Below are 25,275 nucleotides of genomic sequence, written 5' to 3' on the forward strand. Positions count from 1 at the left end.
CTTTTCAAGATTAGTCAAAGCATTTTGCCTGGTTCTTCACCCTTATTTTGAAAAAAAATCATATTACAACTAACTTTTTACCTCATTTCCACCTGATTACAACGATAAATGTATATCTTTGCGAGAATTTTGAAAGAAAAGTATAGATAAAACAATTTTTATGATCAACCCAATTGTTAAAACGATCGAGTTACCTGATGGAAGAACCATCACACTCGAGACGGGAAAGTTGGCAAAACAGGCAGATGGTTCTGTAATGCTTCGCATGGGAAATACCATGTTGCTAGCTACTGTTTGTGCCGCTAAAGATGCAGTTCCCGGAACAGATTTTATGCCTTTACAGGTAGAGTATAAAGAAAAATTTGCGGCATTTGGCCGTTTCCCTGGCGGTTTCACTAAAAGAGAAGGTAGAGCTTCTGATTATGAAATTCTTACTTGCCGTCTTGTAGACCGTGCTCTCCGCCCATTATTCCCCGACAATTATCACGCAGAGGTATATGTGAACATCATCCTCTTTTCAGCCGATGGTGAAGATATGCCGGATGCTTTGGCAGGACTTGCTGCTTCTGCAGCACTTGCTGTTTCAGATATTCCTTTCAACGGACCCATCTCTGAAGTACGTGTAGCACGTATTGACGGTCAGTTCGTTATCAATCCAACTTTTGACCAACTGGAAAAAGCTGATATGGACCTTATGGTTGCTGCTACTTATGAGAACATCATGATGGTAGAAGGCGAAATGAGTGAAGTATCGGAAGCTGAATTGCTGGAAGCAATGAAAGTAGCTCACGAAGCTATCAAAGTTCATTGCAAGGCTCAGATGGAACTGACAGAAGAAGTTGGCAAAACAGCAAAACGCGAATATTGTCATGAAGTAAACGACGAAGATTTGCGTAAGGCTGTGCGTGACGCTTGTTATGATAAGGCTTATGCTATTGCTGCTTCCGGAAATAAGAACAAGCATGAACGCATGGATGCTTTCGAAGCTATCTGTGAAGAATTCAAGGCTCAGCTCTCTGAAGAAGAATTGGAAGTAAAAGCTTCCCTGATCGACCGTTATTATCATGACGTAGAAAAAGAAGCAATGCGTCGTTCTATTCTTGATGAAGGCAAACGTTTGGATGGCCGTAAGACTACTGAAATTCGCCCTATTTGGTGTGAAGTAGGTTATTTGCCTGGTCCTCACGGATCTGCTATCTTTACTCGTGGTGAGACTCAATCATTGACTTCTGTTACATTGGGTACGAAGTTGGACGAGAAGATTATAGACGATGTATTGACTCACGGAAAAGAACGTTTCCTGTTACATTATAACTTCCCTCCTTTCTCAACTGGTGAAGCTAAGGCACAACGTGGTGTAGGTCGTCGTGAAATCGGTCACGGTCACTTGGCTTGGCGTGCTTTGAAAGGACAGATTCCTGCTAATTATCCCTACGTAGTACGTGTAGTTTCAGATATCCTCGAATCTAACGGTTCTTCTTCTATGGCTACCGTATGTGCCGGAACATTGGCATTGATGGATGCTGGTGTGAAAATCAACAAACCGGTTTCTGGTATCGCTATGGGATTGATTAAGAATGCAGGTGAAGAAAAATATGCTGTATTGTCTGATATTCTCGGTGATGAAGACCACCTCGGAGATATGGACTTCAAGGTAACCGGAACAAAAGACGGTATCACTGCTACTCAGATGGATATTAAGGTAGACGGCCTGTCATATGAAATTCTGGAACGTGCTTTGAATCAGGCAAAAGAAGGACGTTTGCACATCCTCGGTAAGATCACTGATACAATTGCTGAACCACGTGTAGATTTGAAGGATCATGCTCCTCGTATCGAGACTATGACTATTCCAAAAGAATTTATCGGTGCTATAATCGGCCCGGGCGGAAAGATCATCCAAGGTATGCAAGAAGAAACCGGTGCTGTCATCACTATCGAAGAAATTGGTGGAATAGGGCGCATCGAAGTTTCCGGAACAAACAAGAAATGTATTGATGATGCTATGCGTATGATCAAAGCAATCGTTGCTGTTCCTGAAATAGGTGAAGTATATAAAGGTAAGGTTCGTTCTATCATGCCTTACGGTGCATTCATCGAATTCTTGCCGGGCAAAGACGGTTTGCTGCATATCTCGGAAATCGATTGGGTACGTCTTGAAACAGTAGAAGAAGCTGGAATTAAGGAAGGCGATGAAATTGAAGTTAAGTTGATTGATATCGATCCAAAAACTGGTAAATTCAAACTGTCAAGAAAGGTTCTGATGCCGAAACCGGAAAAGAAATAAAGAAACGAAAGTTTCTATATAATATAGATGGCCTGATTACGTTAGTAGTCGGGCTATTTTTATTTTAATACTTACCTTGTTTTTGTAAACGATATAAAAAAGAATCGGAAAGTACCCCCATACTTCCCGATTCGAAACAGTCAAAAATCGACCTTAATCAATTTATTAACTTAACACGTTACAAAGATATGAGAAAATTTTCTTTGGAACGGCTTTTTTGCATAAAAAAGTTTTATGCTTATGCAAATAATGCCGTTTTAGAGTGTGATGAAAAAGTAGGCAAAACCTTCTCCTGTGGACATAAAACTGCTTTTTAGATCGTTAAAATATCTTTTCTGAATTAATAGCATAAAAGACTTTCTCCATAAATACTTCTAGGTATATATTACTTATAAACTTGTATTGGAAGTTCATCTTTTAATGCACTTAGAGCATTCGATGCCAATGCTTCCATTTCATCTTCTCCGGGATAGATGTGTATAGGAGCCAGAAATGCGATACGCTTTATCAGGCGGGAAACTACATAATCGGAATAAGCTATTCCGCCAGTTAAAAGGATAGCATCTATTTTTCCACAAAGCACAGTGGAGGCTGCACCAATTGCTTTAGCAATATTATAGATCATAGCATCTATTACCAGTTCCGCTTTTTTGTCACCTTTTTCTATCGAGTCGATGATAGCAGCTACATCAGTTGTACCTAAATGGGCCGTAAGTCCGGCTCGTCCCGAAATGCGTTTCTTTAGCTCGTCCTTGGTAAACTGACCACTGAAACATAAATCTATTAACTGACCTGCAGGAAGAGTTCCTGCACGTTCTGGTGAGAAAGGTCCTTCACCATCCAGTGCATTATTGGCGTCAATTGCACGTCCGTGGTGATGGACTGCAATAGAAATCCCCCCTCCCAAGTGGCAGATAATCAAATCCAGATTCTCATAATGAGTCTGTTGTTCCTTTGCGAACCGGCGGGCAATTGCTTTCTGGTTTAAAGCGTGCCAGATAGTGATTCGTGGCATTAACGGAGAGCCTGTGATACGAGCTACGTCTTCCAATTCATCCACTACTCCGGGATCAGCGATAAATGCGCGGCAATCAGGTAGATAGGAAGATAGTTCATCGGCAATTAATCCTCCTAAGTTACATGCATGAGTGCGCATGGCGTGTAAGGTATCATGCTTCATTGCATCGTTTACTTCGTATACACCACCGGGAATTGGCTTTACTAGTCCTCCACGTCCGATGATTGCATCAAATGAAAAAGGAATTCCATTAGTCTTCAACTCCTGAAGGACCAGATTTTTCCGGAATTCGAACTGGTCTATCACTTGCGGATAAACGGATAATTCTTCTACGGTATGACGAATGTTGCGAACAAGAATTGGAGTTTCGTCTTCATATACTGCTATCTTGGTCGAAGTAGAGCCGGGGTTAATTGCCAGAATCTTCATTAAGCTTGAATTTTAAATTATGAATTCGGATGAATTTGTTTTCTGCATTCGCAGTCTCCTGATACTTGCAGGCAAGCCATTGCGATGCTGTAATATTTGGATAACCCGGAGTCGCTGCGTGACGGAAGTACTACAGGGCAGATGGGACCTTGCAATAGTCCTGCCATTTCTGCTTTTGCGAATAATGATACAGATTTGTAGAAAGCATTGCCGGATTCTATATTCGGGAAAATCAGTACATCTGCTTGTCCGTTGATGGGAGAAACAATACCTTTGATATCTCCGCTCGCTTGTTCGCAGGAAGTGCGTACGTCAAGCGGACCATCGATGATGACATTGCCAAACTCTCCGGCTTCGGCAAGTTCCACAATATTCACATAGTCCAGTGAATGTGGAAATTTAGCACTAACTTTTTCTGTACAATGAATGAGCGCGATTCGTGGCTGTTCTATGCCGAAATGACGGCAGGTACAGATAGAGTACCAGATCATTTCTATCCGTTGCTGTAGGGTTGGGCGTGGGATTACGGCAGCATCCGAAAAGAATAGTAACTTATGGTAAGTCGGGATTTCCATAACAGCAAGGTGAGTGAGGATTTTACCTTTGGGTAATAAACCTTTCTCTTTGTCGAGTATGGCATGGAGCAAATTGTCAGTATTGATAATTCCTTTCATCAAAATATCTGCCCCTCCTTCACGTACAATACTTACAGCTTCGCGTGCGGCTTCATCCGGATCATCAATGTGAATCGTTTTCACATATTTGGGAAATTTTCTGAGTGTGGGATATTTATTCAAAATAGAAGAATCACCAATCATAAGAAATTCCGCAAATCCTTCCTCTAAAGCACGCGCAATAGCATATTCTGTGTTGGGATCATTGGCGCAAACTACAGCAATTCGTTTTCTGCGATTTTGTTTCTTTAAATGGGCTGTTAATTGGGCAAAGCTTTGAATAGGTTCCATAACGTTATGTTTTTAGCAAATATCTGAAAAATGATTGAAAAAATAAGGAGAATAATCTTAAAAAATTATCCTTTATATAACATTTTGCTATATTCCATTTGTTTTTATGATCAGATATGTGTAGAATCATTTTTTCGTGTATTTTTGCAGAAGAAATCCTCTGGAAATAAAATTGACATGAAACAGTTTAATATTCTTTTATTTATTAGCTCATTACTCTTTTGCTTGATGCTTGTTTCTTGCAAAACAACACAGAAATTAGCTGGCTGGTCGTTGGTATGGAAAGAAAATTTCAACCAGAAAAAAAGTTTCGATGCGCAAATATGGAGTAAGATTCCGCGAGGAGGAGCTGATTGGGATAATTATATGACAGATTTTGATTCCTGCTACGCTATGCGAAAGGGAGAATTAGTGCTGAGAGGAATTGCTAATCATACTCAAATCAATGATACAGCTCCTTATCTGACTGGCGGCGTTTATACGAAAGGCAAGAAAGCCTTCTCCAATGGTCGTATCGAGATTCGTGCTAAATTAGATCCTGCTAAAGGAGCTTGGCCTGCTATCTGGATGTTGCCTGAAAATGCGGAGTGGCCTGTGGGCGGTGAGATTGATATTATGGAACGTCTGAATCACGATTCTATCGCTTATCAAACAGTCCATTCTTATTATACATATACATTGGGTATAAGAAACCTTCCTAAGTCTGGTTCTAAAGGAATGATTTATCCAAACCGCTATAATGTGTTTGCAGTAGAGATGTATCCAGACAGTCTTTTATTCTATATCAATGATATACACACGTTTACTTATCCCCGTATACAGACAACAAAAAAAGGACAGTTCCCTTACAACGAGCCTTTTTATTTGTTGATTGATATGCAATTAGGTGGTACCTGGGTGGGAGCGGTCGATCCCAAAGAACTCCCGGTAGAAATGAAAGTGGATTGGGTACGTTTTTATCAGCGAAAATCAATAAAATAATAATATGGATATTCAATTTCCTCCTTTTTTGCAACAAGGTGATAAAGTGGTGATTATTTCTCCTTCTAGTAAGATTGATGGTCAATTTTTGAAAGGTGCGAAGAAGCATTTGGAGTCATGGGGGCTGAAGGTTGCTATGGGAAAATATGCCGGAAGTTCTTGTGGGCGTTATGCCGGAACTATCAAACAGCGTTTGAAGGACCTTCAAAGTGCGATGGACGACCCAAAAGTGAAAGCGATTCTTTGTAGTCGGGGAGGGTATGGAGCCGTACATTTGATAGATAAGATTGATTTTACCCGATTTAGAGAACATCCTAAATGGTTACTCGGATTCAGTGATATTACCGCTTTACATAATCTTTTCCAGAAGAATGGGTATGCTTCGTTGCATTCGTTGATGGCTCGGCATCTCACGGTAGAGTCGGAAAATGATCTTTGTACTGGTTATCTGAAAGATATTCTATTCGGAAATCTTCCTGAATATACTTGTGAAAAACATAAGTTGAATAAACAGGGAAGTGTGCAGGGTACTTTGCGGGGAGGAAACATGGCAGTTGCATATGGTTTGCGGGGGACACCTTATGATATTCCGGCTGAAGGGACTGTACTATTTATTGAAGATGTGAGCGAGCGTCCTCATGCAATTGAACGAATGATGTATAATCTGAAGCTGGGAGGTGTGCTTGAGAAATTGTCAGGATTGATCATCGGACAGTTTACCGAATACGAAGAAGATTGTTCATTAGGTAAGGAATTGTATGCGGCTTTAGCGAATTTGGTGAAAGAATACGACTATCCGGTTTGTTTTAACTTTCCGGTTGGGCATGTGACTCATAATTTACCGCTTATTAATGGAGCAAAAGTCGAATTTACAGTTGGTAAGAAAAATGTAGAACTAAAGTTTAATTGTTAATAATCTATTCCATCCGGATGATACTGTCATGAAAATGACTAATTTTGAAGCCTTAACATAAAAAAATGGCAATGAAAGAGAAAGCTATGATATTATTGGGTAGTACTTTCTTGTTGTTCTCCGCTTTTTCTTGTGGAGGAAGTAGTAAAGCAGGAAGTACTAACAAAGTAGAGAATGAGACAACGGTAGTGAATGTGCCTCAGTTTGATGCAGATAGTGCGTATCAGTATGTAAAGAGTCAGGTTGATTTCGGTCCTCGTGTGCCAAATTCTAAAGGACATATAGCGTGTGGCAACTATCTGGCTACACAATTAGAAGATTTGGGTGCAAAAGTAACCAATCAATATGCTGATTTGATAGCATATGACGGGACACTATTGAAAGCGCGGAATATTATTGGTTCTTATAAACCGGAAAGTAAAAAAAGAATTGCCTTGTTTGCGCATTGGGACACTCGCCCTTGGGCGGATGATGATCCTGATGAGAAAAATCATCGTACTCCTGTTTTGGGGGCAAATGATGGAGCAAGTGGAGTAGGAGCTTTGCTAGAGATTGCACGCTTGGTCAATCAGCAACAGCCGGAATTAGGCATTGATATTATTTTTCTGGATGCAGAAGATTATGGGTCACATGATGGAAATAATAATTCATGGTGTTTGGGTGCCCAATATTGGGCTCGTAACCCGCACGTGCAAGGGTATAATGCTCGTTTTGGTATTTTGCTTGATATGGTTGGAGGTAAAAATACTGTATTTATGAAAGAAGGACATTCAGAGAAATATGCGCCGGATATCAATAAAAAAGTATGGAAATCGGCTGCGAAACTGGGCTATGGAAAAATGTTCATAGATGAAGAAGGAGGTTATGTAACAGATGATCATCTGTTTGTAAACGAACTTGCACATATCAAAACAATTGATATTATTGCTTCTGATCCAAAAGGTGGTTTTACTCCTACTTGGCATACTGTCAATGACAATATGGATCATATTGATAAGAATACTTTGAAGGCTGTAGGACAAACTGTATTGGAAGTAATCTACAAGGAAAAATAATAATCTATCAATGTGCTGATTGAAGTTTTAGATACTGAATTAGCACGTTGGCGTATCGCTAAATTAAATATTATTCTATATGTCAATAAATGAATTGCAGAACGAAGTGATTGCTGAATTCAGCGACTTCGATGATTGGATGGACCGTTATCAACTGCTTATCGATCTGGGAAATGAACAGGAACCACTTGATGAGAAATATAAGACAGAACAAAATTTGATTGAAGGTTGTCAAAGCCGTGTATGGCTTCAGGCGCATGATCTTGATGGAAAGATTGTCTTTCAAGCAGAAAGTGACGCGTTAATTGTAAAAGGAATTATCGCTTTATTGATAAAAGTACTGTCTGGACATACACCCGATGAGATTTTAAATGCAGACCTTTATTTTATTGATAAGATCGGTCTGAAAGAACATTTATCACCGACACGTAGCAATGGTTTGCTCTCGATGGTAAAACAAATACGTATGTATGCGCTAGCATTCAAAGCGAAAGAAGGGAAGTGATTGACTCTATCCAGTGATCTCTAAAACTTTTTTCCGCAAACGTTATATGAGAAATACTTTTATTGCTCCTTATGTATTATCAGAAGAAAAGGGAATTTGTTGTTTAATTACATTTTAAGATCATTGCAATATTCCTTCTAATTTAAAGAAGTGGAAGAGGATATAGAAAAGATTCAATATGATTTGTCTAGTTTTACTTCAAGCCTTTTTTTCGAAGAAACGATTAAAAATATTTGTATATATAGTTATTAGACTAAAACTTTTGATCTAATGTAAAAGATCAAGTTTAATGGAAATTGATAATTATGAGTTTTGAATTAGAGAAATAATCTCTTGTTTGTCAGTTACCTATGGCAAAGCCTTATATATTCTGGATTAATATAGAAATATTTATAATGAGAATATTAAATAGTTTGTAATTGTTCTATTTCCATGGATAATGAATGGTGATTTGACGCATTAACCAAATAACTCCTATCAATAGTAAAGCAGATGTAAAGACAGTGATCAGATAAGGAGTTCCACTAATCAGTTCATCCAGATATTTGGCTTCTGGATATTGGGTACTAACATAAACTGATAGCGAATTATAAAGAATGTGCATGATGATACAAGGTGTCAGACTATGTGTTTTATAATAAATCCATGCTAACAGTATTCCAGTTAAAAATGCTGGAAGAATCTGAATCGGGTTGATATGGATTATTCCAAACATAAAGGCTGAAAGAAGAATTGCTTTTGTAGGATTATACTGTTGTAATAAGGCTTTGGTGATTGCACCTCGAAATAGTAATTCTTCGAAAATCGGACCTATAATTGTTATGGCAAGTATTCCTTCCCAACTGGATTGAAGAATCTCAAAGGGGTATTCCAATATATTAGGGAGCCACTTCATGAAATCCATTAAAGCTAATTCTATAAACCAGCAAGAGAAAATTGCCAATACACTAAGGAATAAATATAATCCAGATATCGGTGACCAAGTTGTTTTTTCTTTGCTGATGTAACCGGCTTTCCATAAATAGACTACCACCATGAACTGCCCAGCTAATAGTGTCGGAACCAAAAGTGAAGGCTCCAGTGCTTTATCGCTTATATTTCCTGTGGTTACTACTTGATAAATAACATAAGGAATCATTATTAGAATGGGGGCGACTATTTGTGCAATGATAAGATATAATAAAATCAGTTTTAGAGAAGTTTTCATATCCGTTATTTTTTTATTCTACGAAGGTGTATTTAGTATGGCTTCTACTTCTTTAGCATCCTTATGAAGTTCTTTGATTAATTCTTCAATATTGTTGAACTTCAATTCGGGACGTGTGCGCTTTACAAAAGTAAGCCGGATAAATTTATCATAAATATCTGAATGGAAATGAAGGATGTTTACCTCGATACTCCGGTTGGAACCATTGTCAATAGTGGGGCGTACTCCAATATTCAACATACCCATATAAGTTTTCCCGTCAAAAGTTACCCAAACAGCATATACTCCATCTGCAGGAATCAACTTGTCGGGGTCATCAACACTTAAGTTAGCAGTTGGAAATCCTATTTTTCTTCCTACTTGATAACCGCTTACGACTGTACCATCCAAAAAATATTTATATTTTAGACAGCGAGCGGCTAAATCCATATCTCCTTGATGAAGCAGTTTCCGAATAAGTGAAGAACTTATTGCTACCTTTTTAGTATCATTTATTTCTATATGATCCGTGCAAGCAAGAGCACGAACCACTTCAATGCCGATAGACTTACCATAACGTACATAATCTTCAAATCCTTCCCTCCGATTATGCCCAAAACGGTGATCATAGCCTATTACCAAACATTTCACATGAAAACGCTCCTTCAACAACCGAGTCATAAACTCCAGAGCTGTCAAACTGGAAATTCCGGGTGTGAAATCGAGCATCAGACAGTAGTCTACCCCGGTATCAGCCAATAAACTGATTTTCTCGTCCAAGGTAGTTAGCAACTCAGGATGGTAATCTGAATCCATCACCTTACGGGGATGAACAGGAAAAGTGACTAATGCAGAATGTAAACCTTTTGCTGCAGCTATTTCTTTCACTTGTTGAATCAAATAGCGGTGCCCTACGTGTACTCCATCAAAAAAACCGATAGTAGCTACACATGGTTCAGGAACTATAGCGTCTGTATCACGTATAATCTGCATAGCTGCAAAATTACCTTTTTCTGTTGAATAAATGACTCCAATCTTCTCCGGCTTTTGGAGTATAGGTGGAAATTCCTAATTCTTGAGCTGCTTTACAATTTATTTCAGAGTCATCAATGAAGAAAGTTTCTTTTGGGTTAATACCCGCATCTTCAATGACGGCTTCAAAGATTTCCGTATCAGGTTTGATCATCTTCATTTCAAAAGAGAGATAAGCTTTTTCGAAGTAATCTTCTGCTTTGAATGTACGGTAGGGGAAGGCATTCTTGCAAATCCATTCCCAATGGATAGCGTTTGTATTACTGAGTAGATAGACCACATATTTCTCACGGAGCTTCAATAAAAGTTCAAGTTTAAGTGCAGGTATGTCTACCAGAAAACTATTCCAGGCAGCATCAATCTGTTCATCGCTAAGGGTTTTTCCCATCATTTCACGAACTCCATTGCGGAATTCGGCAGAGGTAATCAATCCTTTCTCCTGTTGCATGAAGATTCCCTGCTGATGATAAAAATTCAGCAGGGCTTCCATATGTTCACATCCTAATTTCTTAAAATTGTCAATACAACGTTGGCGGTCGAGATTTATAAGTACACCGCCAAGATCGATAAGGAGGTTTTTAATTCCTTTACTTTTCATTATTATTTTTGTGAGTAATACGTTGAACAAGGCGAATAAGTTCTCCAACCCATAAAACCATGGAAGAAACACCTATTATACAAAGCCAGGTTTGCCAGTCGAGCGGTGTTGTACGGAATACGGCTCCGCCAAACTGTACAATAAGGAACTGACCGGCCAGAATAGCCAGGATGATTAATTCCATACCATATGATTTGGAAATTCCCTTGAATGCAGAATCGGTGGTACCGAATACACGGGCATTGAAGAGATTCCAGAACTGAAGCATGACGAAGAAGGTGAAGAAGATAGTAAGATTGTGTACGTCCATACCTTGAGGAGTGTGGTCGAAATAATAGATCATTCCCAGCAGTATAATAAGGAAGACAGAACCTACTCCTAATATATTATGCTTCATTGCCTTCGTAATGATAAAATCGCTGCTACGGCGAGGCTTATCTTGCATAACGGTTTCGCTGGGAGGAATAGAAGCCAAAGCCAAAGCGGCAAAAGTATCCATAATCAGATTTACCCACAGCATTTGCGTAACGGTAAGTGGCAGTTCTGTGCCAATGACAGAACCTAACAGTACGATTAAAAGAGCTACAAAATTAATTGTCAGCTGGAATACGATAAACCGTTGGATATTTTTATAAAGTGAACGTCCCCACATAACGGCTGTTCCGATACTATTGAACGAATCATCGAGCAGAGTGATATCACTTGCTTCTTTGGCTACTGAAGTTCCTGTACCCATTGACAATCCTACCTGAGCATGATTCAGAGCGGGAGCGTCATTCGTACCATCACCGGTTACGGCAACTACTGCCCCTTTTTGCTGAAGCAGTTGTACCAGGCGTTGTTTATCTGTAGGGCGGGCACGAGACATGATTTTAAGGTCCATGATCCGGTCTAAAGCCTCTTCATCACTTAATTCAGCAAAGGCAACACCTGTAATACGGTTCCATTCAGTATCCGTTTCGGGATTCCATAATCCAATTTGGCGAGCAATCTCCGTGGCAGTGCCTGGAGTGTCGCCGGTGACAATCTTAATTCCGATACCGGCGGATTGGCATTTAGCAACGGCAGCAGGTACATCCGAGCGGATGGGGTCTGAAATTGCAACTACACCTAAGAAGTTAAGATCATTGGCAGAGACAAGTTCTGTACAGTCATTCAGCTCATTTTCTCCTACAATCTTGAAGGCAAAACCAAGTGTACGCATTGCCATATTCTGATAGTTCAGTAACTGTGTTTCTACCGTTGAGCGATATTCTACCGCATCTACACGGCGTCCGTCTAATATGACTTCTTTACATTTGCCGAGAACTATTTCGGGAGCACCTTTGATATAAAGTATTTTCTTTCCGATAATCGGTGATTCTACCAGCGTTGCCATGAATTTGCGTTCTGTCGAGAACGTCAATTGATCGAGAATATGTACATTCTCTCTGAGCTCCAGATAGTTTCTTCCCTGACTGTTGAGCCATAATAATAAAGCTACTTCAGTTGGGTTTCCTACTCCCTTTGGCTTTTCATCAGTTGTTGTTTCTTCAAGGAAAGCAGTCGAGTTAGCACTGATTCCTTCCGCAATAAGAGTGCTGATATCGTCATCGGACAACTGACTGTTGTTCTTGATTCCATAAAAGTTCGGCTCATAAACTTGCATTTGGTTCTGAGTCAATGTGCCCGTTTTATCGGTACAAATGACAGTGATAGCCCCCATTGTCTCGCAAGCGTGCATCTTTCTCACCAGATTATTGGTAGAAAGCATACGACGCATATTCAAAGCCAGACTTAATGTAACACTCATCGGTAGACCTTCCGGAACAGCTACTACGATCAGAGTAACGGCCATCATAAAGTATTTAAGTGTCCGTTCGAGAACAGGAAGCCATTCATGCCAACCGCTTAGTGTGGCAAAATCATAATATAGCAGCACATCCTTTACAAAGAAAATAAGGAAAGCCAGTCCTGCAACAGTAAACCCAATCTTTCCGATCAGGTTGGCAAGTTTGGTCAATTGGATGTTCAACGGAGTTGGTTCCAGATTCTGTTCCGTGCTCTGGCGGGCTACCTTACCAATTTCTGTAGCATCTCCTACATGTAGTACACGCATTGTTCCGTGACCATCCACTACGGTGGTTCCGCGCATAACCAAGTTAGAGGCATATGTTGCTTCTTCATCGAAATCCGCCTCAATGACAGTTTTATTGATTACGGGTTCTCCAGTCAGATTGGATTCGTTGATTTGTAAGGAAATAGCTTCCACTAATTCTCCATCGGCAGGAATTTCCTCTCCCGTTTCCAAAATCACAATATCACCAACCACAATATCTTTGCGGGGAACTTCCTGAACGTGTCCGTTTCGAATCACTTTGACTAAAGTCTCTTCATTGACAGCATTCAGCAGATCGAATTTTTTGTTAGCATCGTATTCGAAAAAGAAACCGATACCCGTAGCAAGGAGGATTGCTGCAATAATTCCGATCGTTTCGGCATATTCATTTTCGATGATAGAAATAATCAGTGAAAATGCGGCAGCTATTAGCAATACGCGTACAACAGGGTCCTCAAACTTTTCGAGATAAAGTTTCCAAAGAGATGGACGCTTAGGAGGTGTCAGCAGGTTTACTCCATTTTTTTCCCTGCTTTGTAGGACTTCCTTATCAGTAAGCCCTAAATGATTGAAATCATCTTTTTTTGCACTCATGCAGATACATGCGTTTAGTTAGGGAGACAAAAGTACAATATTAAATTGTGATAAGATGTTTAATTAAAACTTTTTATGAAGTTACAATTATTCATTGTGGTTTTCCGCATGAACTATAGGGGATCGTAAACCAGAATGTAGAGCCTTTTCCTTCTTCTGAATCTACACCAATCAATCCATCTAGCTTGGTTATAATAGTTTTCGCAATGGAAAGTCCTAATCCCGTTCCTTTTTTGTCTTTGTTTAGTTTTACAAAACGTTCGAATACTTCCGGTAACTTATCTTTCGCGATTCCCATTCCTGTATCAATGACATAAAAATAAAGTACGTTCTCTCTTGCCTCGTAGCCGATACGAATACTTCCTTTTTTAGTAAACTTGATAGCGTTGGTCATAAAGTTGGCAAGTACCTGTGAGATACGATTACGGTCAGTTTGTATCAGACAGGAGGGGAGTGGAGCCTCTGCTAATATCTTTATATTTCCTCCGGTTTCAGCAGCTCTCATTTGGAAAAGTTGCTGTAATTCAGATATTAATAGATTGACATCTACTTCTGCACGTACGAACTCAAGAGTTCCTGCTTCTATTTTAGACATATCAAGAATATCGTTAATCAGTTGTAACAGGAGTTCAGCGTTCATCTTGATTATTTGCTGGTATTGCACTTTTTCTTCCGTTGAATTGGCGACTCCCAATATTTCGGAAAATCCCATGATTGCATTCAGTGGAGTGCGTATTTCGTGACTCATATTAGCGAGGAAAACAGATTTCGAAATATCAGCTTCTTCAGCTTTTTCCTTAGCTTGTGCTAATGCTCTTTCTGTCTGTTTCTGTTTAGTGACATCATGTACAGTAAGTACCATTTTCTCTTCTTTATCAAGTAAAAGGTAAGAACCAGAAATAATTGCGTCACATTCAACAGATTTGGTCTCGGATGTAGCTATATTTAAAGTTGCTTCTAAATTGGTAAAACTCTTTTTTTGATCAAAAGCTTCTTGAATGGCGTGGCGTATAGGACAAGAACCACAATAAATGTGTGTACCACAGCCTCCTTCAGCGGATAAAGCATTGCGGCATTGTAACAAATCGCCAACTCTTTTTTGATCCAAACTTTCTAATGCTCCGGTTTGTTGATAGTAGTTAGTCTTTTGTACTTTAAAGTCATTATCTATCAATAAAATAAAAGCATGTACATTTCTCAGTATAGCGTCAGTTATATGATAGGTATCACTCAACTCTTTAGAATCCTGTAGCAACTGTTGTCGCATATAAAATCGTTTTTTTCGTTCCCACAAAAAAATGCTTAGCAGGATAATACATATGAATATAAATGTGGATATAAATGTGTATAGCAGCACTGTGTACATGATATGTTTTTTATTCAAGATGTGATTACATGTGTTTACAAAGGTACTTTTTTCTCTTTATTAAAAAAAAGAAAAACTGAACATTTTGCTTATATTTGCGTTTTATTATTAGAAAACCAATAAAAAACGAACAGTATGAGAAAGTACATTTGCACGGTTTGTGAATACATTTATGATCCCGAACAAGGAGATCCGGAAAGTGGAATTGATCCGGGTACAGCATTTGAAGATATTCCGGAGGATTGGGTATGCCCTCTTTGCGGAGTAGGTAAAGAAGATTTCGAACCGTATGAAGAATAAAAGAGAGAAAAAAACTGTTAATTTAAATAATCGGATATGTGTCAATAACATATCCGATTATTTTTTAGATAGTTTTGAATATTATTTTGAATTTCATCAGTCCGTTGGCATATGTTTTTAAAGAGAACGTACATCCATGTCTGAAAAGAACTTTACGTATAAATATTAGTCCAATACCCTGGCCGTTAGGTTTGGTGGAAAAGAAGGGACTGAATAATTTGGTTTCTGTCTCTTTGCTGATTCCTTTCCCTGTATCAGACATTTCAATACAGACTGGATTTCGGGTAGTAGTAATATATATATCACCATTTTCTTCTATGCTTTCTGCGGCATTCTTAATGATGTTTACAATCACTTGTTCAAAAAGAATCCGGTCTATTTTCATTTCGATCGGTGTGTAGTGCAAGTTTGTGTTAATTATTATATTCTTGTTGAGACAATGTGGCTCCATGAAGCATTTACAGGAAACAAGCATTTCATTAAGATCGACTGCAATCATTTATTTCAGGCGAAATGTACGGATCGCCGTTCAGAAGCCAGTCGTGCATCAGAAATATGCCCAGATAGGAGAGTAGCATACCTAATATACCGCCGAAGAATGTGAAAACCAGATTTTCGCTTAATACCTGATTGACAATCTGTCTCCGGGTAGCTCTGAAAGACTTGCGTATTCCTATCTCCTACATACGCGACAAAGTAAGGCTACTACACCGTTTTTAAAAATTGGAATCACGTTGCTTACGATGCCTGGCAATTTCTCAATCCCAATCTTTACGATCGCTTTACTCCCCGTCGAAATCCGGTCACCGTATGAATCGGCTATCTCACCGTCTACTTTGAAATGTGAGAGGTCCGATATAATAGCCACTTGACTTCCTTTGGATACTTGCATTCCTACCTGATTATTGATGTAAGTGAGAATCGCTTTGCGGGGAGAGCGAATCTGTTGATCATTCTTATATTGTTGTTTCAGTTGTTCCAGTTCCAGTTGGGCAACGTTGTAGTTAAGTTCCACTTCGCGCACTTTATCTGTCGTGCCTGCACCGAGGCTGTCCAGATAACGCTCATTACGTAATTCTACAGTCATTCGGTTCAGTTTCATCGCTGATACTTTGATCTGCATTGCGAGATCATTCATTTTGGTTCGATTATTCACTTTGAACTGTTCCAATTGGTGGCTTTTCATTTGCTCTTCATCCTGTAATTTCTTATATTCTGTCTCTGTACTTTGCAAGTCCAATTTAAAAATCGGGGTCCCTATATCTACAGAATCTCCCCCTTTCTTGTAAACTTCTACAATACGTGTGTCGATTGGTGAATTAATAATTTCTTCAAATGCCGGAACAACTTTACCTGATGCACTGACAGATACCTCTATTATTCCTTTATCTACAGTAGAGAGGCTCAGATCTTTTTTGTCCACACTACTTCTCATCAATGAAATAAGAATTCCAATGATAATAATGGTAATCACAGCGATTGCTGAATATTTAATAATCTTCTTTCTAAGTTCTTTCTGTTGCTCTTCTTTGGAGATAGCCCTGTCCATAAGCTTGTTCTATTTTTATATAAGTTGCAAATAATAAATCAAAGTTTATGCCAAAGAAATAATGTTTTGATAACTAGATGTATAAACAAAAATAGGGTGTCCGTTTTCGAACACCCTGTGCGTTTTTATGTAAAATGTGGAATTGATTTCCGAAATATAATCTTTAAGTGATTTTCTTCTCTTTTACATCACTACTTGCTTCCACTACATTGACTACATAATCACCGAGCTTTTCGCATTCGGCAATAATATCCATATAGTAAACTCCCATCTGATAATCATATTCTTTATTATTCACATCCAGAATATTCTGGTTCTTCAATTGATTACGGTAGTTGTTAATTTCATTTTCAATATTGAAAGACTTATTGATATCAATACTTTGATGTTCCAACTTTTCTACCACCACAATCATTTGCGAAAGAGCATCACTTGTAAGTTTCATCATGAAGTGAATATGCTCGTACTGCTTTTCGGTAAAGTCCTGATTCGTTTGACGTTTGCGATTGATGGTACGGGCTAGATTGTAACAACTATCACCAATACTTTCGATTTCGGTTACTTCGCGTAACATAGCACGTATTTGCAACTTACTCTCAGAACTTAAACGTCCTTCGGATACCTGATTCAGATAGTTGGCTATTTCCAACTCCATATTATCACTGATATTCTCATATTTCTCAATCCTGCTGAACAGCTTATTGAAATCATCATCCTTTTCTGTATGTAGCAGGTCTTGCACCATTCCGAACATACGGTGTGTACGTTCTGCAAACAGATGAATTTCTTTACGTGCCTGAAGAATAGAAAGCTCTGCTGTAGAAAGCATACCACCGGTGATGAACCGCAAGCGCGGCTCTTCGTCTTCTTCTTTGGGATGAATTAAAGCACATACAGTTCGTTCTATTAGTTTCACACTCCATATCAGGATACATACGTTACATATATTGAAGATAGAGTGAAAGGCGGATAGCTTATAAGAGATAGCCACTTCGGGATTACTTGTCTGGAAGAATGTATCAACCACCCAATTTACAAATTGCATAAAAGGATGGAAGATGATCAGTACCCAAATAACGCCGAACACATTAAAAACAAAATGAGCCAATGCCGCTCGCTTAGCCTGTGTGTTGGCTGTTAATGCGGCAAGATTGGCTGTGATAGTGGTTCCGATATTTTCTCCTAATACTAGAGCTGCTCCCAGTTCGAGACTAATCCAACCATTGGCGCACATAATCAGAGTTATTGCCATGGTAGCTGCCGAGGCTTGTACGATCATAGTAAGTATAGTACCAATAAATAAGAACAGGAGGACGGAGAAAAATCCCATATCCGTATAGTTCTGTACAAAGGCAAGCATTTCGGGGTTAGAATTCAGGTCTGGAGCATTTGCTTTCAAATAAGAGAGCCCCATGAAGAGGAAAGAAAAACCGAAAACAAATTCACCGATAGATTTACGGTTACTTTTGCCAGAGAAGATCAGCGGTAAGGCAATCGCCAGAAGCGGAAGGGCAAAAGCCGCCATATCAACTTTAAATCCAAAAACTGAGATAATCCAAGCAGTAACTGTAGTACCGATATTGGCACCCATAATTACGCTGATAGATTCGGCTAAAGTCAGCAGTCCGGCATTGACGAAACTTACTACCATGACTGTTGTTGCTGAGGAGGATTGGATAAGAGCTGTGATTAACACCCCTGTTAATACTCCCGTTACCCGGTTAGTAGTCATTGCCGTCAGAATACTTCGTAGCCTGTCGCCCGCGACTTTTTGCAAGCCCTCGCTCATTATTTTCATTCCATACAGGAAGAGTCCTAATGAACCTATGAGCTTTAAAAAATCATAAAAAGAATATTCCATCTATAATAATATTAGTGGTTGTTTGTTCTCTATCTGATTAATATGACGTATATTTAGTCCCACATAATTCACCTTTAAACGAACAACGATGAAACAGATGTTACAAATATGTTGCAAAAATAATAATATTTATAAAGAATTCCCTATTGGAAGCTCACTTTTGGATATTTATTACGGTTTTAATCTTAATTTTCCTTATCAGGTTGTCAGTGCCAAAGTAAATAATCGCTCCGAAGGACTTAACTTTAGAGTATATAATAATAAAGATGTAGAATTCCTCGATGTACGTGACCAGTCCGGTATGCGAACATATGTCCGGTCCTTGTGTTTTGTCTTGTTTAAGGCAGTGACAGAATTGTTTCCGGAAGGAAAATTATATGTGGAACATCCGGTGTCTAAAGGTTATTTCTGCAATTTACGCATTGGTCGTCCCATTGAATTGGAGGATGTGACACGTATCAAACGGAGAATGCAGGAAATTGTAGAAGAAAATATTCCTTATCATCGGATTGAATGCCATACGGCTGAAGCTGTGAGGGTGTTCAGTGAACGGGGAATGAATGATAAAGTGAGGCTGCTCGAAACATCCGGCTCTATTTATACCTATTATTATACTTTGGGTGATACGGTAGATTATTATTATGGTAATCTTTTGCCTAGTACCGGTTATTTGAAACTATTTGATATCGTAAAATATTACGATGGATTACTTTTACGTATTCCTAGTAAAGAAAATCCGGAGGTGTTGGAAGATGTGGTCAAACAGGAAAAAATGCTAGACGTATTTAAAGAGCACCTGAGATGGAGTTATATCATGGGGCTTAATAATGCCGGTGATTTTAATCTTGCGTGCGATGTTGGTTATGCTACGGACCTGATCAATGTAGCGGAGGCATTACAGGAAAAGAAGATCGCCCAGATAGCCGATACCATTTTTCATCGCGGAGAGAATGGAAACAGGGTGAAACTGGTTCTAATTTCCGGTCCTTCTTCTTCCGGAAAGACAACCTTTAGTAAGCGTCTTTCCATACAGTTGATGACGAATGGTTTAAAGCCTTTCCCTATTTCATTGGATAATTATTTTGTAGACCGGGAAGATACACCATTGGATGAAAATGGGAATTATGATTATGAATCTCTGTATGCACTTGATCTGGATTTGTTCAACCGGCAGTTGCAAGCTTTGCTTCTTGGGGAAGAAGTAGAACTGCCTCGTTTTAATTTTGCTCTTGGCAAGAAAGAGTTTAAAGGAGATAAACTAAAGATTGAAGAAAATACGATCCTGATTCTGGAAGGTATTCATGCGTTGAATCCAGAACTGACTCCTCATATACCTAGCGAGAAAAAATTTAAGATTTATGTATCTGCTTTGACTACGATATCACTGGATGATCATAACTGGATTCCAACCACTGATAACCGTTTGCTTCGCCGTATTATCCGTGATTTTAATTACCGGGGTTATTCAGCCCGTGAAACTATTTCCCGTTGGTCTAGTGTGCGTGCGGGAGAAGATAAATGGATATTCCCTTATCAGGAAAACGCTGATGTGATGTTCAATTCTGCTTTACTTTTCGAGTTTGCAGTGCTGCGCTTACACGCTGAGCCTATTCTGACTGGAGTTCCACGTAATTGTCCGGAATATTGCGAGGCATATCGTTTGTTGAAATTCATTAAATATTTTGTTCCGGTGCAAGATAAAGAGATTCCCCCTACTTCCTTGCTAAGAGAATTTCTTGGAGGCAGTAGTTTTAAATACTAGGTAAAGAAAAATGTTCTCAAATAAAATAGCAAAAAGGCTATTGTTCAGGATTATTTTATACCTTTGCTATAGTAACAAATATTATTATTTATGAAAATATGGTCTTTATTTTTGGTTATTGTTTTTAGTATCAGCACAATAACTAGAGCAGAAGAAGTCTCTGATAGAGCAACAGAGTTGATGAAAATGGGGCAAAGTAGCCTTGAACAAAAAGAATATATTAAGGCGCGTTATCTTTTCAAACAAGCATATTCCGCATTTGCTTCTCGCGAGAACTATGAAAAAGCTGTTGAATGTGGAATTCAGGTTGTTGATCTCTATGCTCGGGAAAATTTTTATAAAGAAGGATTTGATCTTTGCCGAGATATGAATCAGTTGATTGCCGTTGGCGCAGAAAAACTGCATAAGCCTTTTTATGACTTGCAATTTCTGGTTACCGAAGAAAGGCTGAAAATGTATATCAAACTGAAAGCTACTGCACAAGCTAAGGAGCAATTAACTAAGTTAGAAGAAATATCCGGTTTGGCTAAAACTGATTCTTTGGGTGAAGAACTTTTGTATATTCAAGCTGAATATTATTACACATTTGGTCTTAATGCCCAAGGCGATGCCAGTTTCCAGAAGCTGATCAGCCAATATAAAGAAAAGAAGAATTACGAGAAAGTAAACGAATGCTACCGGAACTTAATCGAAATTGCCAAGAAATCGAATAATGCCGCATTTGCTTGCCGTACTTATGAGAACTTTATATTGTGGGCAGATTCGGTTAAGGTATTAACTGCACAGGATGAACTTAATGTCCTTAAAAGAAAAAATGAAGAAAGTCTGAATATTATTGCAGAGAAGGATGACTCTTTGGCAGGGAAGCAATATATGATAATAGGACTTTGTATATTTGTTGCCATACTTATTGCCGGTTTGATTCTGCTTGCTGTTATTTGGCTTCGTTGTATCGTTTACAATAAGAAATTAAAGAAAAGTATCAAGATTGCCAATGAACATAATGAATTAAAGACGCAGTTTATTAGTAATATCTCCGCACAAATGGCACCGGCTCTGGAAACATTGGAAACTTCAGCCGGGCGTATTTCTGAAAAAGCATTGCAGGAGGGAGAGCAAATGCAATTGCAGGTAGCTTCATTGAAAAAGTTCAGTGATGATATACAGGAACTTTCCACTTTGGAAAACTCGCTGACCGAAATATATGAGCTGCGTGAAGTCAATGCCAGTGCATTTAGTGAAGCGGTTATGGCAAAGGTCTCAGGATTGTTGCAGCCGGGAGTTACTGCAGTGGTCAATGCTGCTAAATCGCAGATAAAAACGAACCCTGAGCAGTTGGAACGTATTTTAATTCATTTATTGAGGAATGCAGCTTTCTATACTTCTGAAGGGAAAGTCATACTTGATTTTAAGAAAAGGGGGGCACATACATATCAGTTCATCGTGACTGATACCGGTTGCGGAATCCCAGAGGAACTTCAGGAGAAGGTATTTAAGCCTTTTGCAGAAATAAAGGATCTGACACAAGGTGACGGGCTGGGATTGCCAATCTGTTCTCTGCTTGCTGTTAAAATGAATGGAAGTCTGACATTGGATACTGCATATAACAAAGGAAGCCGGTTTATATTGGAATTACACATTTGATCGAAGTTTTTAGGCATGTACTACACGGATTTCACGGTTCTTTAATTAACTAAAACTGTGTATTCTGTGTAGTCCATGCCTAATTATTATATGAATAAAGATAGCCCGACAGATTCTTATCTCAGCGCCTCTACTTCTTCCGATGTCAAAGGAATCTTCTTACCCAATCGGCGGGCTCCGGTTTCTGTGATCAGATAATCTTCCTCGTTGCGGATGCCACCAAAGTCTTTGTAAGTTTCTACTTTATCGTAATTGATGAAATCGGTAAACTTCTTTTGTGCTTTCCACATATCGATCAGTTCTGGGATAAAGTAAATACCCGGTTCAACGGTATGTACAAATCCCGGCTCCAATGGAATAGCGAGACGTTGTGATTTACGGCCGAATTGCGTACTCTTCGGTTGTCCGTTATAGCCTACCCAGATTTCACCCAGATTCTCCATATCATGGACGTCGAGTCCCATCATATGACCTAACCCATGAGGGTAAAACAAAGCGTGAGCTCCTTCACGAACGGCATCATCCGTATTACCCTTCATTAATCCCAGTGTTTTCATTGCGTCTACCATGACACGGGCGGACAATTCATATACGTCCATATATGGAATGCCAGGGCGGAGAGCTTTTACAGACTCCAGATGCATGGCATTTTGTATTTCATAGATTTCACGCTGGCGAGCTGTGAATTTCTTGTCTGCAGGGATTGTAGATGACATATCTCCCGCGTATCCCGATTCCACTTCTGCTCCCGCATCGATCAGGAATAAATCACCTGGTTTAACCTTATTACCATGATAATGATTGTGTAAAGTCTGCCCATTGATTGTAGCAATTGTTGCAAAAGAAAGTTCGCAATTATTAGTTTGGGCTACTCGGTTCATTTCTGCTACCACTTCATATTCGTACATTCCCGGACGAAGCACTTTCATTGCTGTGATGTGCATATCGGCAGTGACATTGCACGCTTTTTCTATTTCTACAACTTCTTCAGCTGACTTATAATTTCGTTGGGCGATTACCGCACGAATAAAAGGAACGGAACCCTCCTGGCGAGCAGGAGGAATTCCCAGCCAGTCCATCAGTTTTAGTTTATGTTCGGGTCGGTAAGGCGGCAAATAATGAATTGCTTTTCCTTTCCGGACACATTTGTGCAGATAGTTTGCGATTTCGGCAGACGACATCATTTCATTTATTCCTACACGTTCGCATTTTTTATGCAAGGTAGGCTGTGATCCCATCCATACAATGGCATCAATGGACAATTCGTTACCGAATATAATTTCTTTATCTTCGTCGATGTCGATGATAGCCGAAAGACCAGCACACGAAAGACCGAAATAATAAAGAAAAGTTGAATCCTGACGATAGCGGAAAGTATTGTCCTCATAATTCAGTCCGCATTCATCATTACCTAGAAATAACAAGACTCCGGAGCCTAAATTCTTTTTCAGCAGGGCTCTGCGCTGCATATACGTTTCTTTGGCAAACATATTGTCCTAATTTAAAGTTTGTGCAACAAAGATAAGGAATTTTGTGTTATAGGATTAAAAATAATCTCCCTAATCTGTGTAATCTGTAGTTAAAAAGTTACTTTTGTAGCGAGAAACAGTAGAAAGCAAAAACGAATATGGCACAAGGTTCCCGTCAAATACAATCGCAGGCGCAACAGCAGATCCAAACGCTCTCACCGCAGCAGATTCTGGTCGTGAAACTGTTGGAACTTCCCGCAGTAGAGTTGGAAGATCGTATCCATGCTGAACTATTGGAGAATCCTGCGCTTGAAGAAGGTAAGGAAGAGACGGCTACGGATGATTATGCCGATGGCGACTCTTCGGAAGATGGAATGGATAATGGAGCGAATGACTACGATTCTTTGAACGATTATTTAACCGAAGATGATATTCCTGATTATAAGTTACAGGAGAACAACCGCTCGAAAGATGAACAGGCGGAAGATATTCCGTTCTCTGATTCCACCTCTTTTTATGAAATTCTGAAAGAACAGTTACGTGAACGTAATCTGAGTGAACATCAGTGCGAACTGGTTGAATATCTCATTGGCTCCTTAGATGACGACGGACTGTTACGTAAATCTTTGGAAAGTATCGGTGATGAACTTGCTATTTATGCCGGTATTGAGTCTACCGAAGAGGAATTGGAAGAAGCATTATCTGTTTTGCAGGATTTTGATCCGGCTGGTATCGGTGCCCGTTCACTTCAGGAATGCCTGTTGATACAAATTCGTCGCAAGAAGGATGAAGAAAAGAAGCCCGATCCGGTATTGAATCTGGAAGAACGTATTGTTACCGACTGTTACGAGGAGTTTACCCGAAAACATTGGGAGAAAATGATGAAGAAGCTCGATGTTGAAGAGGAAGAATTTAATGAAGCAATTGTTGAGATCACCAAATTGAATCCCCGTCCGGGAGCTTCATTGGGAGAAACTATCGGGCGGAATTTGCAACAGATCGTTCCCGATTTTATAGTGGAAACGTATGATGACGGAACGATTAATCTCAGTTTGAATAACCGGAATGTTCCCGAACTACGTATGAGTCGTGGCTTTACTGAAATGGTGGAGGAACATACAAAGAATAGAGCCAATCAGTCAAAAGAATCCAAAGAAGCTATGATGTTTCTAAAACAGAAGATGGATGCGGCACAAGGATTTATTGACGCTGTGAAACAGCGGCAGAATACATTGATGACGACCATGCAGGCAATCATCGATTTGCAACGCCCTTTTTTTATGGATGGAGATGAATCATTGCTGAAACCAATGATCCTGAAAGATGTTGCTGAGCGGACAAGTTTGGATATTTCGACTATTTCCCGCGTCAGCAATAGTAAATATGTACAAACCAATTTTGGTATCTATCCGCTTAAATTCTTCTTTAGTGATGGATATACGACTGAAGACGGGGAAGAAATGTCAGTGCGTGAGATTCGTAAGATACTGAAGGAGTGCATCGACGGTGAAGATAAAAAGAAACCGCTGACAGATGATGAACTGGCGGATATACTGAAAGAAAAAGGGTATCCTATAGCCCGGCGGACAGTAGCTAAATATCGCCAACAATTGAACATACCGGTGGCACGTCTAAGAAAGTGATTCATAATTCAAAATAAAGT

At 39.3% G+C, this 25,275-nt stretch carries 19 protein-coding genes and 2 pseudogenes; 9 read left to right on the plus strand and 12 right to left on the minus strand.

From position 1 onward, the window contains the following. The first annotated feature begins 160 nt into the window (after window positions 1–160). Window positions 161–2,287: a polyribonucleotide nucleotidyltransferase gene (pnp, locus tag PHO71_RS16085; protein ID WP_300205250.1), complete on the plus strand. Its 2,127-nt coding sequence runs from the start codon at window positions 161–163 to the stop codon at window positions 2,285–2,287. Window positions 2,288–2,672: 385 nt separating this feature from the next. Here pnp and buk read toward each other — a convergent pair whose 3' ends face one another. Beyond that, entirely contained in the window at window positions 2,673–3,734 is a 1,062-nt protein-coding gene (buk, locus tag PHO71_RS16090; protein WP_300205252.1) for a butyrate kinase, read from the minus strand. Window positions 3,735–3,751: 17 nt separating this feature from the next. After that, entirely contained in the window at window positions 3,752–4,699 is a 948-nt protein-coding gene (locus PHO71_RS16095; RefSeq protein WP_300205254.1) for a phosphate acyltransferase, read from the minus strand. A 177-nt stretch (window positions 4,700–4,876) separates the two neighbouring features. Here PHO71_RS16095 and PHO71_RS16100 point away from each other — a divergent pair, with 177 nt between their 5' ends. The 4 genes from PHO71_RS16100 to PHO71_RS16115 all read left to right on the plus strand — a co-directional run bounded on the left by PHO71_RS16100 (window position 4,877) and on the right by PHO71_RS16115 (window position 8,153). After that, window positions 4,877–5,680 (plus strand): glycoside hydrolase family 16 protein, encoded by an 804-nt coding sequence (locus tag PHO71_RS16100; RefSeq protein ID WP_300205256.1) that lies wholly within the window; start codon window positions 4,877–4,879, stop codon window positions 5,678–5,680. A 4-nt stretch (window positions 5,681–5,684) separates the two neighbouring features. Beyond that, window positions 5,685–6,593 (plus strand): LD-carboxypeptidase, encoded by a 909-nt coding sequence (locus PHO71_RS16105; protein WP_300205258.1) that lies wholly within the window; start codon window positions 5,685–5,687, stop codon window positions 6,591–6,593. 71 nt (window positions 6,594–6,664) lie between these two features. Continuing rightward, complete coding sequence (locus PHO71_RS16110) at window positions 6,665–7,648, plus strand: M28 family peptidase (protein ID WP_300205310.1); 984 nt, start codon at window positions 6,665–6,667, stop codon at window positions 7,646–7,648. 79 nt (window positions 7,649–7,727) lie between these two features. Further along, window positions 7,728–8,153 (plus strand): SufE family protein, encoded by a 426-nt coding sequence (locus PHO71_RS16115; RefSeq protein WP_300205260.1) that lies wholly within the window; start codon window positions 7,728–7,730, stop codon window positions 8,151–8,153. 424 nt (window positions 8,154–8,577) lie between these two features. Here PHO71_RS16115 and PHO71_RS16120 read toward each other — a convergent pair whose 3' ends face one another. From PHO71_RS16120 to PHO71_RS16140, 5 genes are all read right to left on the minus strand, one after another. Next, entirely contained in the window at window positions 8,578–9,360 is a 783-nt protein-coding gene (locus tag PHO71_RS16120; RefSeq protein ID WP_300205262.1) for a CPBP family intramembrane glutamic endopeptidase, read from the minus strand. A gap of 18 nt (window positions 9,361–9,378) precedes the next feature. Beyond that, window positions 9,379–10,332: a bifunctional riboflavin kinase/FAD synthetase gene (locus PHO71_RS16125; protein WP_300205264.1), complete on the minus strand. Its 954-nt coding sequence runs from the start codon at window positions 10,330–10,332 to the stop codon at window positions 9,379–9,381. A 10-nt stretch (window positions 10,333–10,342) separates the two neighbouring features. After that, window positions 10,343–10,969 (minus strand): HAD family phosphatase, encoded by a 627-nt coding sequence (locus PHO71_RS16130; RefSeq protein ID WP_300205266.1) that lies wholly within the window; start codon window positions 10,967–10,969, stop codon window positions 10,343–10,345. After that, window positions 10,959–13,661 carry a calcium-translocating P-type ATPase, PMCA-type gene (locus PHO71_RS16135; RefSeq protein ID WP_300205268.1) on the minus strand — a complete coding sequence of 901 codons (2,703 nt, stop codon included), beginning with the start codon at window positions 13,659–13,661 and terminating at the stop codon, window positions 10,959–10,961. The genes PHO71_RS16130 and PHO71_RS16135 overlap by 11 nt, the downstream gene beginning before the upstream one ends. A gap of 91 nt (window positions 13,662–13,752) precedes the next feature. Next, window positions 13,753–14,928: an ATP-binding protein gene (locus PHO71_RS16140; protein WP_300205270.1), complete on the minus strand. Its 1,176-nt coding sequence runs from the start codon at window positions 14,926–14,928 to the stop codon at window positions 13,753–13,755. 234 nt (window positions 14,929–15,162) lie between these two features. Between PHO71_RS16140 and rd the strand changes: the two genes are divergently transcribed. Then, window positions 15,163–15,327 (plus strand): rubredoxin, encoded by a 165-nt coding sequence (gene rd, locus PHO71_RS16145; RefSeq protein ID WP_300205272.1) that lies wholly within the window; start codon window positions 15,163–15,165, stop codon window positions 15,325–15,327. 64 nt (window positions 15,328–15,391) lie between these two features. On the opposite strand, the pseudogene PHO71_RS16150 reads toward rd, so the two are convergent. The 4 genes and pseudogenes from PHO71_RS16150 to PHO71_RS16165 form a co-directional block, all read right to left on the minus strand. Next, window positions 15,392–15,817 (minus strand): annotated as a pseudogene (locus PHO71_RS16150) (PAS domain-containing sensor histidine kinase); the annotation flags it as partial. Beyond that, a complete protein-coding gene (locus PHO71_RS16155; protein WP_367279910.1) occupies window positions 15,807–16,004 on the minus strand; it encodes an ABC transporter permease in 198 nt (65 codons plus the stop codon). The gene PHO71_RS16155 and the pseudogene PHO71_RS16150, both read right to left, overlap by 11 nt. Before the next feature lie 23 nt (window positions 16,005–16,027). Further along, window positions 16,028–16,876: pseudogene (locus PHO71_RS16160) on the minus strand (HlyD family efflux transporter periplasmic adaptor subunit); the annotation flags it as partial. A 163-nt stretch (window positions 16,877–17,039) separates the two neighbouring features. Beyond that, complete coding sequence (locus PHO71_RS16165) at window positions 17,040–18,737, minus strand: Na/Pi cotransporter family protein (protein ID WP_300205274.1); 1,698 nt, start codon at window positions 18,735–18,737, stop codon at window positions 17,040–17,042. An 88-nt stretch (window positions 18,738–18,825) separates the two neighbouring features. Here PHO71_RS16165 and PHO71_RS16170 point away from each other — a divergent pair, with 88 nt between their 5' ends. Together PHO71_RS16170 and PHO71_RS16175 are read left to right on the plus strand one after the other, a co-directional pair. Further along, window positions 18,826–20,499, plus strand: a complete 1,674-nt coding sequence (locus tag PHO71_RS16170) for a nucleoside kinase (RefSeq protein WP_300205275.1) — start codon at window positions 18,826–18,828, stop codon at window positions 20,497–20,499. Between the two features lie 90 nt (window positions 20,500–20,589). Next, window positions 20,590–22,143: a HAMP domain-containing sensor histidine kinase gene (locus PHO71_RS16175; RefSeq protein ID WP_300205277.1), complete on the plus strand. Its 1,554-nt coding sequence runs from the start codon at window positions 20,590–20,592 to the stop codon at window positions 22,141–22,143. Between the two features lie 116 nt (window positions 22,144–22,259). Here the strand turns inward: PHO71_RS16175 and PHO71_RS16180 are convergent, their stop codons facing one another. Beyond that, entirely contained in the window at window positions 22,260–23,633 is a 1,374-nt protein-coding gene (locus PHO71_RS16180) for an aminopeptidase P family protein (RefSeq protein ID WP_300205279.1), read from the minus strand. Between the two features lie 137 nt (window positions 23,634–23,770). Between PHO71_RS16180 and rpoN the strand changes: the two genes are divergently transcribed. Beyond that, window positions 23,771–25,255: an RNA polymerase factor sigma-54 gene (gene rpoN, locus PHO71_RS16185; RefSeq protein WP_300205280.1), complete on the plus strand. Its 1,485-nt coding sequence runs from the start codon at window positions 23,771–23,773 to the stop codon at window positions 25,253–25,255. Window positions 25,256–25,275: the final 20 nt, after the last annotated feature.

Origin of the sequence: Bacteroides sp., assembly GCF_028690125.1 — a bacterium.
In the GTDB taxonomy this organism is placed as follows: domain Bacteria; phylum Bacteroidota; class Bacteroidia; order Bacteroidales; family Bacteroidaceae; genus Bacteroides.

Coding starts and splice junctions, on each gene's coding strand:
- pnp (WP_300205250.1), top strand. CDS start 161: ATGATCAACCCAATTGTTAAAACGATCGAGTTACCTGATGGAAGAACC.
- buk (WP_300205252.1), bottom strand. CDS start 3,734: ATGAAGATTCTGGCAATTAACCCCGGCTCTACTTCGACCAAGATAGCA.
- PHO71_RS16095 (WP_300205254.1), bottom strand. CDS start 4,699: ATGGAACCTATTCAAAGCTTTGCCCAATTAACAGCCCATTTAAAGAAA.
- PHO71_RS16100 (WP_300205256.1), top strand. CDS start 4,877: ATGAAACAGTTTAATATTCTTTTATTTATTAGCTCATTACTCTTTTGC.
- PHO71_RS16105 (WP_300205258.1), top strand. CDS start 5,685: ATGGATATTCAATTTCCTCCTTTTTTGCAACAAGGTGATAAAGTGGTG.
- PHO71_RS16110 (WP_300205310.1), top strand. CDS start 6,665: ATGAAAGAGAAAGCTATGATATTATTGGGTAGTACTTTCTTGTTGTTC.
- PHO71_RS16115 (WP_300205260.1), top strand. CDS start 7,728: ATGTCAATAAATGAATTGCAGAACGAAGTGATTGCTGAATTCAGCGAC.
- PHO71_RS16120 (WP_300205262.1), bottom strand. CDS start 9,360: ATGAAAACTTCTCTAAAACTGATTTTATTATATCTTATCATTGCACAA.
- PHO71_RS16125 (WP_300205264.1), bottom strand. CDS start 10,332: ATGCAGATTATACGTGATACAGACGCTATAGTTCCTGAACCATGTGTA.
- PHO71_RS16130 (WP_300205266.1), bottom strand. CDS start 10,969: ATGAAAAGTAAAGGAATTAAAAACCTCCTTATCGATCTTGGCGGTGTA.
- PHO71_RS16135 (WP_300205268.1), bottom strand. CDS start 13,661: ATGAGTGCAAAAAAAGATGATTTCAATCATTTAGGGCTTACTGATAAG.
- PHO71_RS16140 (WP_300205270.1), bottom strand. CDS start 14,928: ATGCGACAACAGTTGCTACAGGATTCTAAAGAGTTGAGTGATACCTAT.
- rd (WP_300205272.1), top strand. CDS start 15,163: ATGAGAAAGTACATTTGCACGGTTTGTGAATACATTTATGATCCCGAA.
- PHO71_RS16165 (WP_300205274.1), bottom strand. CDS start 18,737: ATGGAATATTCTTTTTATGATTTTTTAAAGCTCATAGGTTCATTAGGA.
- PHO71_RS16170 (WP_300205275.1), top strand. CDS start 18,826: ATGAAACAGATGTTACAAATATGTTGCAAAAATAATAATATTTATAAA.
- PHO71_RS16175 (WP_300205277.1), top strand. CDS start 20,590: ATGAAAATATGGTCTTTATTTTTGGTTATTGTTTTTAGTATCAGCACA.
- PHO71_RS16180 (WP_300205279.1), bottom strand. CDS start 23,633: ATGTTTGCCAAAGAAACGTATATGCAGCGCAGAGCCCTGCTGAAAAAG.
- rpoN (WP_300205280.1), top strand. CDS start 23,771: ATGGCACAAGGTTCCCGTCAAATACAATCGCAGGCGCAACAGCAGATC.